The organism is Massilia eburnea, from assembly GCF_050709955.1.
Lineage (GTDB): Bacteria > Pseudomonadota > Gammaproteobacteria > Burkholderiales > Burkholderiaceae_D > Rugamonas > Rugamonas eburnea_A.
The window spans coordinates 65,538-79,273 of sequence record NZ_JBNZFX010000029.1; the positions used below are offsets into that span (position 1 = coordinate 65,538).

General features: G+C 58.9%; 14 protein-coding genes and 2 tRNA genes. 10 read left to right on the forward strand and 6 right to left on the reverse strand.

The annotated features are described in order from the left end of the window. Positions 1–2 precede the first annotated feature (2 nt). Both ACQ4MM_RS15190 and ACQ4MM_RS15195 read left to right on the forward strand, forming a co-directional pair. Positions 3–1,205, forward strand: coding sequence for an amino acid aminotransferase (locus ACQ4MM_RS15190; protein ID WP_431478129.1), 1,203 nt, complete (start codon positions 3–5; stop codon positions 1,203–1,205). 37 nt (positions 1,206–1,242) lie between these two features. Next, positions 1,243–1,319: transfer RNA gene (locus tag ACQ4MM_RS15195), tRNA-Asn, on the forward strand. A gap of 328 nt (positions 1,320–1,647) precedes the next feature. On the opposite strand, the gene ACQ4MM_RS15200 is transcribed toward ACQ4MM_RS15195, so the two are convergent. From ACQ4MM_RS15200 to ACQ4MM_RS15210, 3 genes are all read right to left on the reverse strand, one after another. Further along, the gene (locus ACQ4MM_RS15200) at positions 1,648–2,082 is read right to left on the reverse strand and encodes a ribosomal protein L7/L12 (protein WP_431478130.1); all 435 of its coding nucleotides are present in this window, start codon (positions 2,080–2,082) and stop codon (positions 1,648–1,650) included. A 93-nt stretch (positions 2,083–2,175) separates the two neighbouring features. Then, positions 2,176–2,529 (reverse strand): hypothetical protein, encoded by a 354-nt coding sequence (locus ACQ4MM_RS15205; protein WP_431478213.1) that lies wholly within the window; start codon positions 2,527–2,529, stop codon positions 2,176–2,178. Further along, a complete protein-coding gene (locus ACQ4MM_RS15210) occupies positions 2,489–3,070 on the reverse strand; it encodes an outer membrane beta-barrel protein (protein WP_431478131.1) in 582 nt (193 codons plus the stop codon). Before ACQ4MM_RS15210 ends, ACQ4MM_RS15205 begins: the two co-directional genes overlap by 41 nt. Before the next feature lie 134 nt (positions 3,071–3,204). Here ACQ4MM_RS15210 and ACQ4MM_RS15215 point away from each other — a divergent pair, with 134 nt between their 5' ends. Beyond that, positions 3,205–4,599 (forward strand): tetratricopeptide repeat protein, encoded by a 1,395-nt coding sequence (locus ACQ4MM_RS15215; protein WP_431478132.1) that lies wholly within the window; start codon positions 3,205–3,207, stop codon positions 4,597–4,599. A gap of 11 nt (positions 4,600–4,610) precedes the next feature. After that, a complete protein-coding gene (locus tag ACQ4MM_RS15220; RefSeq protein WP_431478133.1) occupies positions 4,611–5,072 on the forward strand; it encodes an XAC2610-related protein in 462 nt (153 codons plus the stop codon). Positions 5,073–5,217: 145 nt separating this feature from the next. On the opposite strand, the gene ACQ4MM_RS15225 is transcribed toward ACQ4MM_RS15220, so the two are convergent. Beyond that, positions 5,218–6,651 carry a serine hydrolase gene (locus ACQ4MM_RS15225; protein WP_431478134.1) on the reverse strand — a complete coding sequence of 478 codons (1,434 nt, stop codon included), beginning with the start codon at positions 6,649–6,651 and terminating at the stop codon, positions 5,218–5,220. Positions 6,652–6,830: 179 nt separating this feature from the next. Here ACQ4MM_RS15225 and ACQ4MM_RS15230 point away from each other — a divergent pair, with 179 nt between their 5' ends. Then, positions 6,831–7,832 carry a pectate lyase family protein gene (locus ACQ4MM_RS15230; protein ID WP_431478135.1) on the forward strand — a complete coding sequence of 334 codons (1,002 nt, stop codon included), beginning with the start codon at positions 6,831–6,833 and terminating at the stop codon, positions 7,830–7,832. On the opposite strand, the gene ACQ4MM_RS15235 is transcribed toward ACQ4MM_RS15230, so the two are convergent. Further along, positions 7,783–9,138 carry an IS4 family transposase gene (locus ACQ4MM_RS15235; protein WP_431478136.1) on the reverse strand — a complete coding sequence of 452 codons (1,356 nt, stop codon included), beginning with the start codon at positions 9,136–9,138 and terminating at the stop codon, positions 7,783–7,785. The two genes, ACQ4MM_RS15230 and ACQ4MM_RS15235, sit on opposite strands and share 50 nt — an antisense overlap. A gap of 105 nt (positions 9,139–9,243) precedes the next feature. Here ACQ4MM_RS15235 and ACQ4MM_RS15240 point away from each other — a divergent pair, with 105 nt between their 5' ends. The 5 genes from ACQ4MM_RS15240 (at position 9,244) to ACQ4MM_RS15260 (ending at position 10,950) form a co-directional block, all read left to right on the forward strand. Further along, a complete protein-coding gene (locus ACQ4MM_RS15240; protein WP_431478137.1) occupies positions 9,244–9,372 on the forward strand; it encodes a hypothetical protein in 129 nt (42 codons plus the stop codon). Between the two features lie 145 nt (positions 9,373–9,517). Further along, positions 9,518–10,210 (forward strand): DUF3334 family protein, encoded by a 693-nt coding sequence (locus ACQ4MM_RS15245; RefSeq protein ID WP_431478138.1) that lies wholly within the window; start codon positions 9,518–9,520, stop codon positions 10,208–10,210. Positions 10,211–10,262: 52 nt separating this feature from the next. Beyond that, a tRNA-Asn gene (locus ACQ4MM_RS15250) sits at positions 10,263–10,338 on the forward strand. A 57-nt stretch (positions 10,339–10,395) separates the two neighbouring features. After that, entirely contained in the window at positions 10,396–10,641 is a 246-nt protein-coding gene (locus tag ACQ4MM_RS15255) for a hypothetical protein (protein ID WP_431478139.1), read from the forward strand. Between the two features lie 108 nt (positions 10,642–10,749). Beyond that, positions 10,750–10,950: a hypothetical protein gene (locus ACQ4MM_RS15260; RefSeq protein ID WP_431478140.1), complete on the forward strand. Its 201-nt coding sequence runs from the start codon at positions 10,750–10,752 to the stop codon at positions 10,948–10,950. Between the two features lie 669 nt (positions 10,951–11,619). Here ACQ4MM_RS15260 and ACQ4MM_RS15265 read toward each other — a convergent pair. Beyond that, a complete protein-coding gene (locus tag ACQ4MM_RS15265; protein WP_431478141.1) occupies positions 11,620–13,647 on the reverse strand; it encodes a S8 family serine peptidase in 2,028 nt (675 codons plus the stop codon). Positions 13,648–13,736 lie beyond the last annotated feature (89 nt).

Consider the following 13,736-nt stretch of genomic DNA (forward strand, 5'->3'; position numbering starts at 1 on the left):
CCATGACGAACTCTTCCGTTTTCAGCGCCATCGAGATGGCCCCGCGCGACCCGATCCTCGGCATCACCGAAGCCTTTAATGCAGACACTAACCCAGCGAAAATCAACCTGGGCGTAGGTGTCTATTATGACGACAATGGCAAAGTGCCGCTGCTGAAGTGCGTGGAAAAGGCGGAATCGATCCTGATCGAACAGCACGCCCCGCGTACCTACCTGCCAATCGAAGGCCTGGCAGCTTACGACAAGGCGGTGCAAGAGCTGGTATTTGGTGCCGACAGCGCCGTAATTCAAGAGAAACGTGCCGTGACCGTGCAGGCACTGGGCGGCACCGGCGCGCTGAAAATCGGCGCCGACTTCCTGAAGCGCTTCTCCCCGGATTCCGAGGTTTACATCAGCAACCCTAGCTGGGAAAACCACCGTGCGCTGTTCGAAAGCGCCGGCTTCAAAGTCAACAACTACGCCTACTACGACGAGACCACCCATGGCGTGAATTTCGCCGCCATGCTGGCTGCCCTGAAGGCCATGCCACGCGGTTCCATCGTCGTGCTGCACGCTTGCTGCCACAACCCGACCGGCGCCGACCTGACCCAGTCCCAGTGGGATGAGGTGATCGCGGCTGTGGTCGCCGGCGGCCTGGTACCGTTCCTGGACATGGCTTACCAAGGCTTTGGTGCTGGCATCGCGGAAGATGGCGCCGTGGTGCGCCGCTTCGCCGCTACCGGCGTGGCCCTGCTGGTGTCGAACTCCTTCTCCAAGTCCTTCTCGCTGTACGGCGAGCGCGTGGGCGCCCTGAGCGTGGTGGCGGCTTCCGCGGAAGAGGCTTCGCGCCTGCTGTCGCAACTGAAGCGCGTGGTGCGCACCAACTACTCCAACCCACCGGTCCACGGCGGCAAGGTGGTGGCAACCGCCCTGGCAACCCCAGAACTGCGCCAGATGTGGGAAGACGAACTGGCCGGCATGCGCGTGCGCATCAAGGAAATGCGCGAAACCTTCGTGCAGAAGCTGAAAGCCAAGGCGCCTGGCCACGATTTCGACTTCGTGCGTGAGCAGATTGGCATGTTCTCGTACTCCGGCCTGACCAAAGAGCAGGTGGGCAAGCTGCGCGAACAGTCGATCTACGCTGTGGACACCGGTCGTATCTGCGTGGCTGCGCTGAATTCGAAGAATATTGATGTGGTAGTTGACGCCATCGCCAAGGTCCTTTAATATGCTGCTCTCTGATCGCAATGCGGTCGGAGAATGATCCCTGATAGCTCAGTCGGTAGAGCGACGGACTGTTAATCCGCAGGTCCCCTGGTTCGAGTCCAGGTCGGGGAGCCAGAACATAGAAAAGCCCAGCCTTAACCGGTTGGGCTTTTTGCTTTTCCGGGTCCGTTTATTTGCGCATAGCGACTCGTGGTGAGGCGTTTGGGCAGTAGGGATGAGGTTGCCCGACGGATGGGCTTCGATGGCAAACGGAGGTTGCAGGCTCAACTGGTGGCACGCTCCACGGAGCCCTCCATGGTGAAAGTCTTGTGCTTAACCTAGCTTTGGCGCAACCGGCTGTTTCCGCCTGCGGATTCAACCGGTCGTTCAACGCCTGAATTAAGCCGAGCCGTGAAGCGGCTTCGGGCTGAATGAATTGTTAGAGCGCATGCGGGTGAGTCGCTTAACCAAGGCTTTGCAGAAAGTAGTAAGTGATATAGCCAGCAAATAGTAAGCCCGGTAGCCACCAAATAAGGTTGCTAGTTGGCGTGTCGGCTGTTGGGAGGTGGTGATTTGCTTGGAACGTATCCTGAGATTCGCCCTCCACCGCATCTTTAGCTTCCTTTAGCCCAAGACCAGTCTGTTCTCGCAGAAGCCTAATTGCCTCCATCTTGTCCCCGCGCTGCAATGCGGAGACTACCGAGGCGGGAAGTTGGTTGAAGGAGGCGGCTCCGACAGGTGTCGTCGGGTGCCTTTGGCGATACTCGCAAATGACGTCTTTGGACTCCCTCAGCCCAAGGCCAGTGGACTCGCATAAGAGCTTGACCGCCTCAAGTGTATTGCCCTGATGCAGGGCATGGAGAACATTAGCCGGAAGTGATTCGTGCTTGGCAGTCATGTGGCCTTCCTAATGGCGCAGGAGGAGTTCTGGTGCGCTCTACGTTGGACGTAAGCCGTCCGGTTGACGGAATGGTTGGGCAAGAAAATCCGATTAGTCATAAAGGCTTCCGGTCTCTTCCGATGTCATGCCTTTCAACTCAAGCTCGATACGAATTTCACGCGAAAATTTTCGATGGCCAATGACCAGATTCCTCTGAGCCAGGACACCGATGTGGCGTTCATCACCGAGGTCTCGAACATTCAGCGAAACATCGATCACTTGACCGTTAAACGGTACGGACACAAGGCCCGAACGAATTTTCATGAGTTCACACGGAGTCAGTCGGCCGGCGGTGGTGGATATCAAAAAACGCCGACCATTAGGGTCGGCGTTTTCATTTGGAGGAAAGCTCAGCTTCTGGTTATCAGAAGTAGTAGTTGCCGGAGATACCGAAGTGGTCGGCATTCACGCTACGCGCGCCAGGAGCTTTGAAGGTTTCCTTCACGTAGCGCATTTTCATGCCGACTTGCGGGATGAAGAAGTACTCGAGTTCCACCAGGCCGCTCACAGTGCTGTCGGATTTGCCGCCAACGTCCGGAGCATTGCCGTCGCTGCTCAGCTTGGCGCTCTTGATGTAGCGCAGGCCGGCACCGACGCGCCAGTTTTCGTTCATGTGATAGTAGCCCAGCACTTCAACCGGGTAACGCTCGAATTTGAGTTTGCCGTCTTTGGCGCTGGCGTCGTCAACGTGGTAGTTGAGCGTGCCCTGGATCGAGAAATCTTGGTCCAGGCGGTAGTTCGCGCCGAAAGTGAAGTAGAACAGGCCGCCGGCTTTGACGTTACGCGACCAGCCGCTTTCGTATTCGGCGGTGACCAGGGTGTCACCACCGTAGCTAAGGCCGGAGCCAACCAGGAAGCGCAGCGGATGTTCAACGGCCTGGGTCTGGGCTTGGGCAGCGCCCATGGTTGCGAGGATAGTGGTGATAGCGAATACAAACTTTTTCATGCTTACAAAGGGTGTTGGCTTAAGGAGGCTGGAGTCTAACCGTCAGAATTTCTAAATGGCAATTTATTTATTAGATGAAAAACTTAATTCGTTGCCAAATAGCATAAAATGCATTTTTGACCATATGCACTGGAATGGCGTTGAGGCTCATTAGTCGTTTGATCGCTTGCGCAGTTTTCTCGGGCTGCGCTTTTTCTTCGGCGTTGGCACAGGTGCCCATTTCCGCACTTGAGCAATCGCTCCTCGCGAAGAAATACGGCGAGTTCCAGAAGAACGCCAAGCTGGCTGCCGAGCGTGGCGATGCCGACGCACTGTTTTTGCTCGGGAAATCGTATGACCTCGGCTGGGGTGTCGAGAAAAACCGTGAGCTTGCGCGTAGCCACTACAAGAAAGCGGAAGGGTTGGGGTCGGTCCGTGCCGTTCACAACCTGGGCGTTATTGCCCTGGACGCTGGACAGCGGGAAGAGGCGATCAGGCAGTTCCAGAAGGCGCTCGAGAAGGGCCTGGCCATGCCTACGCTGTGGAACCTTGGCCGTGCCTACGACCCTTCCGAGTCCGGTAACGACTGGCCACTCGCGAAAAAAATAGAGGCGGTAGAAAAGTCTGGCGACTACTACGGGCAGGCCTTTGAACGTTCGCAAGACGTCGAGCATGCCGAGAGCGCTGCAGCGCAGTTCTTGCGGGTCTACGACTGGACGCGGGTCGGGCAAACGAAAGGCATGCTTAAGGAAAAGGACTTGCCGGCATTGCGCGAGCGCACAGTAACGTGGCTGAACAAGGCCATGAAGTTGGGGTCTGCGCGCGCTTGGTCAAACTGGGGTGGATTACTGTATGTCGAGGAGGACTACGTGCAGGCCCGCAAAGCCTTCGAGCAAGCTGCAAAGGGCGATGTTCCTCAGGCGTATCAGTACCTCGGGAAACTGGAGGAGCGTGAGAATCCCGACGCGCCGCAGGCTGCAATTGCGCATTACGAACGTGCGCTCGCATTGGAGCATCCCGGTGCGCGCGATGCGTTGTACCGCGTGCTGCTTGGATCGCTCCAGCATGAGCAAGACACCGAAGTACTCGGGCGGGGGATCAAACGGCTCAAGGAGCTGCATCGAGAAGAGGACGATAGCGGGGATCTTGAGGGACTTGTTGACGAGTACAACTGGCGTAAATTCCTTGCGCAGGAAAAGGCGCTGGGCCGGACCCTGCCGAAACTTCCCGTGTATTTGAAGGCCTGCAATCTCAATGAGAAGTTCAAGCCTGATGGGACCAAAGTGTTTTTCCCGGGCTCCTATTGGAGCATGGGCGGAGTGGGCGTGGATTTCGTCGAATACATCACGATCGATGGCCGGGTAGATGCCGGCGGCTGTGCCAGCCTTGCACAACCTTTACCCGACAAAGTCAGGGAAATGCTGGAACGTGGCGGAATGATTTTCCTGCGCTTCCCGCCGGCTGGGCGCTTCATGCTTGACTGGCAGGTCAAAGGCAATGAGGTTCACCTCGTGCCACGGCCTACCGGTGCGTTGAAGATACAGCTCTAGTCCGGTCAGGAATGATGAAGACAATTGCCGCCATGATGGCGATCACTGTCGCCGCTGGTGCGGCAAATGTCTGCGCTCAAGCGGCCGATGGCCGAACCGAGTTCTCTCCCGCCGAGGGAGTGCGGGCCGTATTGACGGTGAAGCGCCAGACGGTGGGGCTCAACCTCGATGGTCAGGGTGTGCAGGCGACCGAAACTTTTACGGTCGAAACCGAGAAGAAGTTGCGCATCAAGGTCGATGACTATAACTTCGATGGGTACACGGACTTCGCCATTGCCCATGCCGATGACGGCATGGGAACGTATGAGATTTCACTTGTCTACGCCTACTCGCCAAAAGAGAACAAGTTTGTGCCGCTGGCGCCGCGCTGCGGCGATGAATTCATCAATCTGGCGGTTAACAAGACCAACAAGACGCTGACCAATTCCTATGTGGTGAACAACCAGTTCCGCACCTGCAAGGCAAAGTATTAATTCCTGACCGTTGCTGTCCCTCCTGCCAACAAACCACCGTGGAGCTGGTTACCTGCAACGCGCAGCACAACCAGGAGCCGCTGGCCGGTTACGCGCGCCGTGTTGCCGCCTTCGTCGAGCGCCAATATAGCGTGCATAGTACAAATTATTGTCCAAGCTTCTTCAGCATTTCTTTCGCGTTGCCATTGTCCGGGTCTAGTTCCAGGGCACGCTGGTAGGCGGCGCGGGCGTTCCCATTGCTGCCAAGCAGCAGGTAAAGTTCTCCCATTGAATCATGTAAGTTGCCGTCCCGCGGGAATAGGGCGGTTGCGCGTTGCAGGATCGCGATGCCGGTGGAAGCGCGGCCCATTTCGGCATATTGGTAAGCGAGCCGATTCAGTCCGTCGCCATTCTCCGGCTGGCTGCTTTGGGCAAGCAGGGCGTCGAAATGGGCCAGCGCGGCCTCGTCGCCGGCGCGGTGAATCTCTGCCGCCAGCAAATCATGCAAGCTGGGCTTTGGGAGCGTGACGGCCTGTCCATACAGCACGTCGGTGAAATCGCGGCGCATTTTGTAGATCTCCGGCCCCTTGTTGCCATTTCCTTCGTTGAGGAAAATGACGACCAGCTTGCCGTCTTCCGGATAGCGTGTGACCAGCGTGCGGAAGCCGTTGCCGTTGCCGCCATGTTCGTGCACCAGGCGAGATTTGCCGGCAATCGTGCGCGAGCCAACCAGCCATCCGTAGCCATATCCGAGGTCGCCCCAGACATCGTCTTTGACGTAGGCGGTGAACATCTGGCGTTTCGATTCCGGCGTGAGCAGCGCATTGCCGGCCAGCGCGCGATCGAGTTTGAGGAAGTCGCCAGTGGTGCTCACTACGCCCCCGCCGGCGCCGATGTTGGGAATCCATAGCGGATCGGCGGGGCGGTACTGGCCAAGCGCACGTACATAGCCGGAAGCCTTGCGCGGCATGATGCGGTCGGGTGCGTCGTACGCGGTGCGCCGCATGCCTGCCGGGCGCAGGATCATGCTGTCCAGGGCTTCGCTGTAAGTCTTGCCGGTTTGCTTCTCGATGACCCATCCGAGCAGAGTGTAGTTGGAACTGCTGTAGTGGCCCTGGCTTCCCGGTTCGAATTCCAGTGGGCGGTTCATGATGGCAAGGAAGTCGGCTTTGGGTACTTTTTCGCCAAGGCGGTTGGACCAGAAGCCCGGGTAGTTCGCGTAGTCGACAATGCCGGAAGTATGGTTCAGCAAATGGTGCAAGGTGACGCGATTACCAATCTCGGGGCTCAGTTCGGGAACGAATTTTCCAATCCGGTCGTCCAGTCGCAGCTTGCCCTGCTCGGCCAGTTGCATGACCAGGGTGGCGGTGAATTGCTTGGTCAACGAGGCCACGCGGAAGGCTGTGTCCGTGGTGTGCGGGATTTGCCATTCGCGGTTGGCGAGGCCAAAGGCACGGTGGTAAATCACGCTGCCACGGTCGGCCACCAGCACCGATCCGTCCAGTTGGCCTAGGGCGTGATAGCGCGTGGCGAGGCGGTCAAGTTCGACGGCACGGTCGGCTTTGGCTGGCATGGCGGCCAGCAGGAATAGGGCGATCAAGATTTTTCTCATTGGGCAACGATAGCATACTGTTAACCTTAATTGCTTTCGAATATTGGTCAGTCCAAAGCTATATGCGGTAAGTCCGATTGTTGTATTTCGGTCTGGCCAATTGACGCTCAATTGAATTGATTGCATCCTGTGCGCTCCTCAAACCAGAAAGTAAAGGAGACAAGCGCATGAAAGTTACAAAGCTGAAGGTGCTCTTCCTGGTGGCCGCCGTCGCGGCAGCCACGTCTGCAGTTGCTGGACCGATTGGATATGGCGCCGCCACGACGGGAGGCGGGAGCAAGACGCCGGTCAATGTGGCCACGCTGGCCGATGCCCAGGCGAAGATCAACGCCTATACCGATAATTCCGGCCTGGTTTTGAGGTACACCGGCAAGTTCGACTACAACACCATTACCGATGTGTGCGCGCAGTGGCAAAAGCCAGCGCAGACGCTGGAAATCAAGAACAAGAGCAATATCACCCTGATCGGCGCCAGCGATTCGAGTGCCAATTTCGGCATCCATATTGCCGGCAATGCGCACAACGTCATCGTGCAGAATATGATGATCGGCCTGCTGCAGGGCGGGGAGGCGGCCGATTCGATCTCGATCGAGGGCATGTCGTCGGGCCAGCCAAGCAATGTCTGGATCGACCACAACACCATCTTCGCTTCGCTGACTTCGTGTCCCGGTGCGGGCGACGCCTCGTTCGATGGCGGCATCGACATGAAGAAGGGCGCTCACCACATCACGGTGTCGTACAACCACGTCTACAACTACCAGAAGGTGGCGCTGAACGGCTATAGCGACAGCGATACGGCGAACGCCAATGCCCGCACCACCTACCACAACAACCGCTTCGAGCACGTCAAATCGCGCCTGCCTTTGCAGCGTTTCGGCATGACGCACATCTTCAATAATTATTTCAATGATGTACAAACGTCCGGCATCAATGTGCGCATGGATGGCATTTCGCTGATCGAGGGGAATTATTTCGAGAACGTGAAGAACCCGGTCACCTCGCGCGACAGCAGCCGTATCGGCTACTGGGAGCTGCGCGATAACTATGTGGGCAGCGGCATTACCTGGGATACCCCGAGCGGCGCAGTCAATGCCAGCAACTGGGGCAGTACCCACCTCGTTATACACAACTCGCCTGCTCACGTCGGCGCAGTAGGCGTATTGTTTTGACGGCGACATAAACATCCTGCAGTCCCAGCCAGATGGTTTTAACACCCGGCTCCCCATCGCCTTTGCGCGCCAGGAAGCCGCCGAGGCAAGCAATCTGGCGCAAGACCTCGTTCAGGCGAGGCGCAGGCGGTGGCGTTTTCTCGCGTAGCAAATAGGCGGCCTCGATTTCGTCCGGATCAAAGAACAGGGTGGCATCGAGATCAGGACAAGTGCGCCCCAGGCGCATCAAATGCGCGATCCGCCAGGCCACCACCAGATACAGCGCCAGGGCGCGTTCGATGCGCTCGATGGCACCCAATTGCAGCGCCTCGACCCGGCAGGCATTCTTCAGCACATTGAACAGGATCTCAATCTCCCAACGTGCACGGTACCAATCAATCAGTTCGACCACGGCCGCGGCCGTTTCGGCGTTGCGGTTAGTCAGCAGCCGCCATTCGATTGGCTTGGCGCCGCTCGGTGCGTCGTATTCGCGGGCGATGAGGCATGTGGCGCTGACCTGGTTTCCTTTGCCTGCTGGCAGTTCGATATGCCGTACCCATAAGTGCTGCCGCACCGTGCGCGCCTTCACGCCATGCCGGGCGGGCATGGCAAACTCGATTTGCCCGATCGGTTCGCCAGTACAGGTTTGCTGCCACAATTTATCCCCATCAGGCAGGCAGCGATTGTGGGCTGCACGCACCAGCCAATCGACAGGGGTGTGCAGTGCCTGGGCGCGCATCATCAGCGGCAGCATGTCCGCTTCACGGTCGGCCACATACACCAAGCGTGTGTTCGGCAGTTGCGGCGCCAGTTCGGCCAGCCGGTCATAGCCTTCGATCCAGCGCAGGCTTTCCTTGGGGCCGCCGCGCAACCCCGATGCATCTTTTTTCTCGCGGGCCCACATCCAGCAATCGAGTATGCCCAGTGGTTCGCGCTGGGGAGTCACGGCATAAGTCGGATGCAGATACATGCCGCGCTGGGCTTCGTAGGAGAGCGGCCCCAGGCCGCTTGCCTGTTGTCCGTTGAAATCGAGCTCCGTCGTATCTTGCAAGCACAGCACGGTTTGCTGCTGGCCCATGCGCTCCTGGGTTTGCTGCCAATGTGGCGCGAGGATCGCGCGCCAGTCTACGCCCTCATTGTCGAAAAAACGGTATGCCGCCACCGTTTCACCCCAGCCGTTGCAGGCTTTCGGTACACTTGCTGTCGGCTCAGCCGCCAATCGCTCCATTAATATCCTCGCTCGCTTATTCCGGCGCGCATCGCCCAGATCAAGTTGCTTGAATTCCGTTTCCGTCCATGCGGTCGATCTGCTTGCCGAGTGCGCCATGCAAAAGACGAGAGTAAACGCGATATCTGCGCCGTTTACAAGGGCTGCGCTAACTTATTGAATGTAAACGGGATTTTTTGACGACTGGCCAGTGAGGTTGGACTTGTGTATAACGAGGTGGGCAGTACCCAGTCTTACGGCCCGACCGGCTATTCCTACACGCCAATTGCGGGCGCCAATGCAAAGGCCAAGGCGATCGCCACGGCGGGCGCGCGTACCAACCTGGCCCAGTAATCGGGGCGCCGCCGCGCATCGCGGCGGCGTTTATTGCAAAGATGAGTCCAAATGTTGACATGCTGCATATAACCTTTTTTGCTTTTGGGGTGGAATCAGTTATTCTTCAAGTTATCCATCAGATTTAATCCGGAGCATTTGAAGAATGATTACAAAAGAAGAGCGGGTGGTGTATGGCACCGAAGACCTGCTGACCACGCTGTGCTCGTCGGTCACCCGCGTGCTGAACGTGGCGTCGCAAAGCCGGATTACCTACTCGGCCATGGTGCAGCGTATTACCAAGGTTGGCCTGAAACCTGATATCGGCTGCTTCGTGCTGTTCGATGGCGGCTTTACCGGCCTGGTCGTGCTGAACTTCTCGGCCGAGGCGGCGATGGAGATCTACGAGCGCTACATGCTCAGCATGGGCATGCCGAAGTCCGAGCTGGCCAGCTCCTTCACCTCCGACGAGGTGGCGAACATCATGGGCGAACTGATGAACCAGATCGTCGGCGATTTCACCGGTAAGGTGCGCGGCGAGCTGCATACCAATATCACCCAGAACCAGCCGAAAATGCTGGTGCTGAACAAGCAGGTAACGCTGAGCGTGGACACCCCGCTCGACCGTCCGGAGATGCGCCGCGTGTCCTTCTTCACCGAGCGTAACAACATCTTCTACCTCGAGCTGGCGATCGACCGCACCGAGTTTATTAAATTGCATGATTTCGAGAAGACCGAAGTCGAAGACCCGGATGCGCTGCTGGAGCGCGAGCAGGCCGCCCATAAGGCCGCTACGGCACCGGCTCCGGCAATCTCCTCGGACGATGCCGACGAACTTTTGAAGTCACTTGGCATGTGATCTAAAATAGGCTTTGCAAAAGCCGAAACGGCAGTTATAATATTGCCTCTTTTCCCTGATAGCTCAGTCGGTAGAGCGACGGACTGTTAATCCGCAGGTCCCTGGTTCGAGTCCAGGTCGGGGAGCCAGAATGACTGAAAAGCCCAGCCTTAACCGGTTGGGCTTTTTGCTTTGCGAGGTGCGCAATGGAAAACAACGATCAACGATATCTGGTTCAACAAAATAAAATCAGTGAACCGGGCAAGCCGCCGGTCTTCGCGCGTGTCATGCGCAGCAAAGAGGGCGTCTTTGAAGGCGTCTCCTTCATCAAGAACAAGGAAAAGGCTTCGGTTTTGACCCTGGCCCAGGCGCAGGAGGCGATGGCATGGGCTGCCAAGAAAAAGTCGGGAGCCAACGAGTACGCGACCAAGATCATCTGCGTCGGGCAGTAGGCGTCCGCTGGCCGAGTTACAACGGCGAGGCGGAAAAGCAGTAGAATATTGCGTACTGAAAAGCCCAGCCATTCGGTTGGGCTTTTTTGCTTTGCGCGGGAGAATGACATGGCAAAAAAGAAAGAAGAACTCGATCCGGAAACCCTGGAACTGATCCATTGGTGCATCGAGGTAGAAGGTTTCCTGGTCAAGGGCGGTGCGACGGTAGAGCAGGCCCAGGACCATATCGAAGAGCAGGTCGAATGGTTCACGGACCTGTTCTATGACGGCATGACGCCTGAAGAAGCGGCAAAGGAAGCGCTGGCCTGATTCCACGCTTCCCCTGCCGCCGGGCTGCCTAGCCCACGTGGTAGACCATGGATGCGCCGCCCACCGGCGTGCCCTGTTCATTCAGTTGGGCCACATTGACCTGGTACTGGCTTCCTTCGGCGGACGCTGAAGGAATGCTGGTCTGCAGCGCCAGCGGATACATCATGGCCGGGTCTTTGTCCATGGTGACCTTGACCACCGGCTGCCGGATTTCGACGTAGCGTTTGCCGTTGCGCAGCACCACATCCCCACCTTCCACCGTCACATTGCCGAGCGTGCGATGCAGCAGGCAATCGAAATGCGAGCCTTTCGCCAGCGTCAGGATGCCGCAGCAGCAGGCGAAGCGGGTCTTGACGCGGGTGTCCTGCAGGAAGACCAGGCCGCAATCCTTCTGCATGCCTTCATCGCAAGGGGTCTGGCCGGGAACCGGATCGACCTGGTTGTCGAAATCGATGGCGGGGAAGGCTGAACCATCTTCATCCAGCGACAAGGTCAGCGGCATGGTTTCCGGCAGGTGGCTGCGGTCGATCACGAGAGTCATGCGCGCTTCGCGGTTGTAGCGGCTGCCGGCCACGAAGGGGAAGGCGGCGCGGGCGCCGGCCAGCACGTCGATCACCGACAGGTTGCGCTGCGCGAGGTTGTTGCGGCGGGCGCTGATCGGGTCGCCGGTCAGTGGCGCCGTGGCGAAGGCGTAGTCGTTGTCGGAGTTGACGACGGCCAGCAGGCAAGGATGCCATGGGTGGTTTTCCTGCCAGCCGTACAGGTCTTCCGTTTGCGCCGCTTCGATGCGGAACTTGGCCATGACGGTGCTGCCGGCCGGCACGCTGGCAAAGCTGGTGGTGATGCCGGTGGGACTGACGTGCATGCCGTCGACCTGGGTCCAGTCGGGCGGGTAAACGAATTGCAGCCCGACAAAGGGCGTGATGCGGGTGCTGACAGAGACGTTGCGCGCATCGCGTGCGCCGTTGTTGGTAACGCGTACATAGATGTAGTTGGCCTGTCCACGCTCGACATTCTTTGACTGCAGCGGGTCGCTGGGCACGAAGACATTGTCGTCGTTGATGCGCACCACAATGTCTGAAAAGTCCCAGAAGTTCCCGCCGGTGAAAGGCTCACTGCCGCTGTGTCGGCCGGGGCGTCCTTGATCATCACGTCGGCTTCGTCGAGGGCGCGGAAGACGTTGATGCGGCCATAGCCCATTTCCTGGTTCCAGCTGCCGTTCGACTTGCCGGCCGTGTCGGCATAGGCCACCGCGCCCACTTTCTGCGCGGTGCGTTCGATATGGGCGCGTACCTGTGCGTTGTCCAGCATCGGGTAGACGCTGCGGATCAGGGCTGCCAAGCCGGCCACGTGCGGCGTGGCGGAGGAGGTGCCGTTGAACACCAGGTCATAGTCGGTGGCGTTGTAGCCTGGCGCGCCCTGGCGGTCGGTGGTGGGGATGTGGACGCCGGGCGATACCACCGAGATCTGCGGGCCGAAGTTGGAGCCCCATGGCTCGCCGTCCGGGCTGGCCGGCGTCTTGCGGTTGTCGACTTCATCCGAGGCGCCGACGGCAATCACCAGCGGGTTGGTGGCGGGGTAGGTGATCGGGCCGTTGTAGTTGTGGGTGGCGACGCACATCACCAGGTCGTTGTTGAAAGCGCTCTGGATGGCGGGGTCGATGATGGCCGGGCTCCAGCCGTTCCAGCCGAAGCTCATCCTGATGATGCTGGCGCCGTTGGCGGAGGCGTAATTGATGCCGGCCGCTACTTCGACGTCGGTCCAGGCGTCAAATGCGACCGGCAGGATGCGCGCATCGCCCGCCACGCCCGTGACGCCGGTGCCGTTGTTATAGGTGGCGGCCACGATGCCGGCGCAGGCAGTGCCGTGGTTGCCGGTGGGCGAACCGTCGCCGCTCATGGTGCCGAGGTTGATGCCGGGTGCGGCGAAGCGCAGGTCGGGGTGGGTCAGGTCGCAGCCTTCATCGAGCACGCAGACCACGGTGGTGGCTGCGCCGGTGGTGATGTCCCAGCCGGTGGTGCCGGGGCCGCCCGCTTCGATGCGCGTCATGTCCCACTGCTGCGGGAACAGGGTGTCGTTGGGAGCGATCGAGGTCGGTGTCAGCAGCGGCATGGTCTCGAACTGGAAGTCGGAGATGGGCGCGTTGGGGATCTGCCGCAGGCGCTCGCGCAACTGGTAGGCGTTGATCTCTTTGACGTTGCTGATCTGGAGGTAATGGTGGCCGTTCAGGTAACGCGTTTTCTCCGTGATTTCCTGGATCGCCGGTTCGGCTGCGCCCTTGGCGCCCGGGCCTTCGGGCAGCTTGAAGCCGGTATCGCGCTGGCGCAGCTTGACCAGGGCCACATGGGGCAGGGGCGACATCAGGGCGCGCCGGCCGCGCTGGCCGGCCTGGCGGTAGACGGGGCCGATCCAGTCGATCCCCAACTGGGCGCCGGCTTCTTCGATCTTGGCGAGGCGGCCGTCATCGAGCGGCCGGCGCGCTTGCACGAAGTAGCGGGTCTTGGTGTGGTTGACGCGTTCACCCGGCACCATGCCTTCGTCCGCCTCATCTTCCAGGAACAGGTCCACGCTGTGCAGGAATTGTTCGACCGCGCTGCGTTCTTTCGGCTGTTTGAGCGCGATGAGAAGACGGGTGGTATCGAGCGCCAGCGAAGCGCCCGAAGCATGGCTCATTTCTTGCGGAAAGTTCTTCATCATGAAGTCTCCTGGCAATTTCGGAAAGCCCCTTTTGTTGCGGGGATCAAGCCAGTCTAGGAGGCCCATTTGATCGGGCTTTGACCTGCATC

Coding starts and splice junctions, on each gene's coding strand:
- ACQ4MM_RS15205 (WP_431478213.1), bottom strand. CDS start 2,529: ATGCCGACCACTTCGGTATCTCCGGCAACTACTACTTCTGATAACCAG.
- ACQ4MM_RS15220 (WP_431478133.1), top strand. CDS start 4,611: ATGATGAAGACAATTGCCGCCATGATGGCGATCACTGTCGCCGCTGGT.
- ACQ4MM_RS15235 (WP_431478136.1), bottom strand. CDS start 9,138: ATGGCGCACTCGGCAAGCAGATCGACCGCATGGACGGAAACGGAATTC.
- ACQ4MM_RS15230 (WP_431478135.1), top strand. CDS start 6,831: ATGAAAGTTACAAAGCTGAAGGTGCTCTTCCTGGTGGCCGCCGTCGCG.
- ACQ4MM_RS15255 (WP_431478139.1), top strand. CDS start 10,396: ATGGAAAACAACGATCAACGATATCTGGTTCAACAAAATAAAATCAGT.
- ACQ4MM_RS15260 (WP_431478140.1), top strand. CDS start 10,750: ATGGCAAAAAAGAAAGAAGAACTCGATCCGGAAACCCTGGAACTGATC.
- ACQ4MM_RS15200 (WP_431478130.1), bottom strand. CDS start 2,082: ATGACTGCCAAGCACGAATCACTTCCGGCTAATGTTCTCCATGCCCTG.
- ACQ4MM_RS15265 (WP_431478141.1), bottom strand. CDS start 13,647: ATGATGAAGAACTTTCCGCAAGAAATGAGCCATGCTTCGGGCGCTTCG.
- ACQ4MM_RS15210 (WP_431478131.1), bottom strand. CDS start 3,070: ATGAAAAAGTTTGTATTCGCTATCACCACTATCCTCGCAACCATGGGC.
- ACQ4MM_RS15190 (WP_431478129.1), top strand. CDS start 3: ATGACGAACTCTTCCGTTTTCAGCGCCATCGAGATGGCCCCGCGCGAC.
- ACQ4MM_RS15215 (WP_431478132.1), top strand. CDS start 3,205: ATGGCGTTGAGGCTCATTAGTCGTTTGATCGCTTGCGCAGTTTTCTCG.
- ACQ4MM_RS15245 (WP_431478138.1), top strand. CDS start 9,518: ATGATTACAAAAGAAGAGCGGGTGGTGTATGGCACCGAAGACCTGCTG.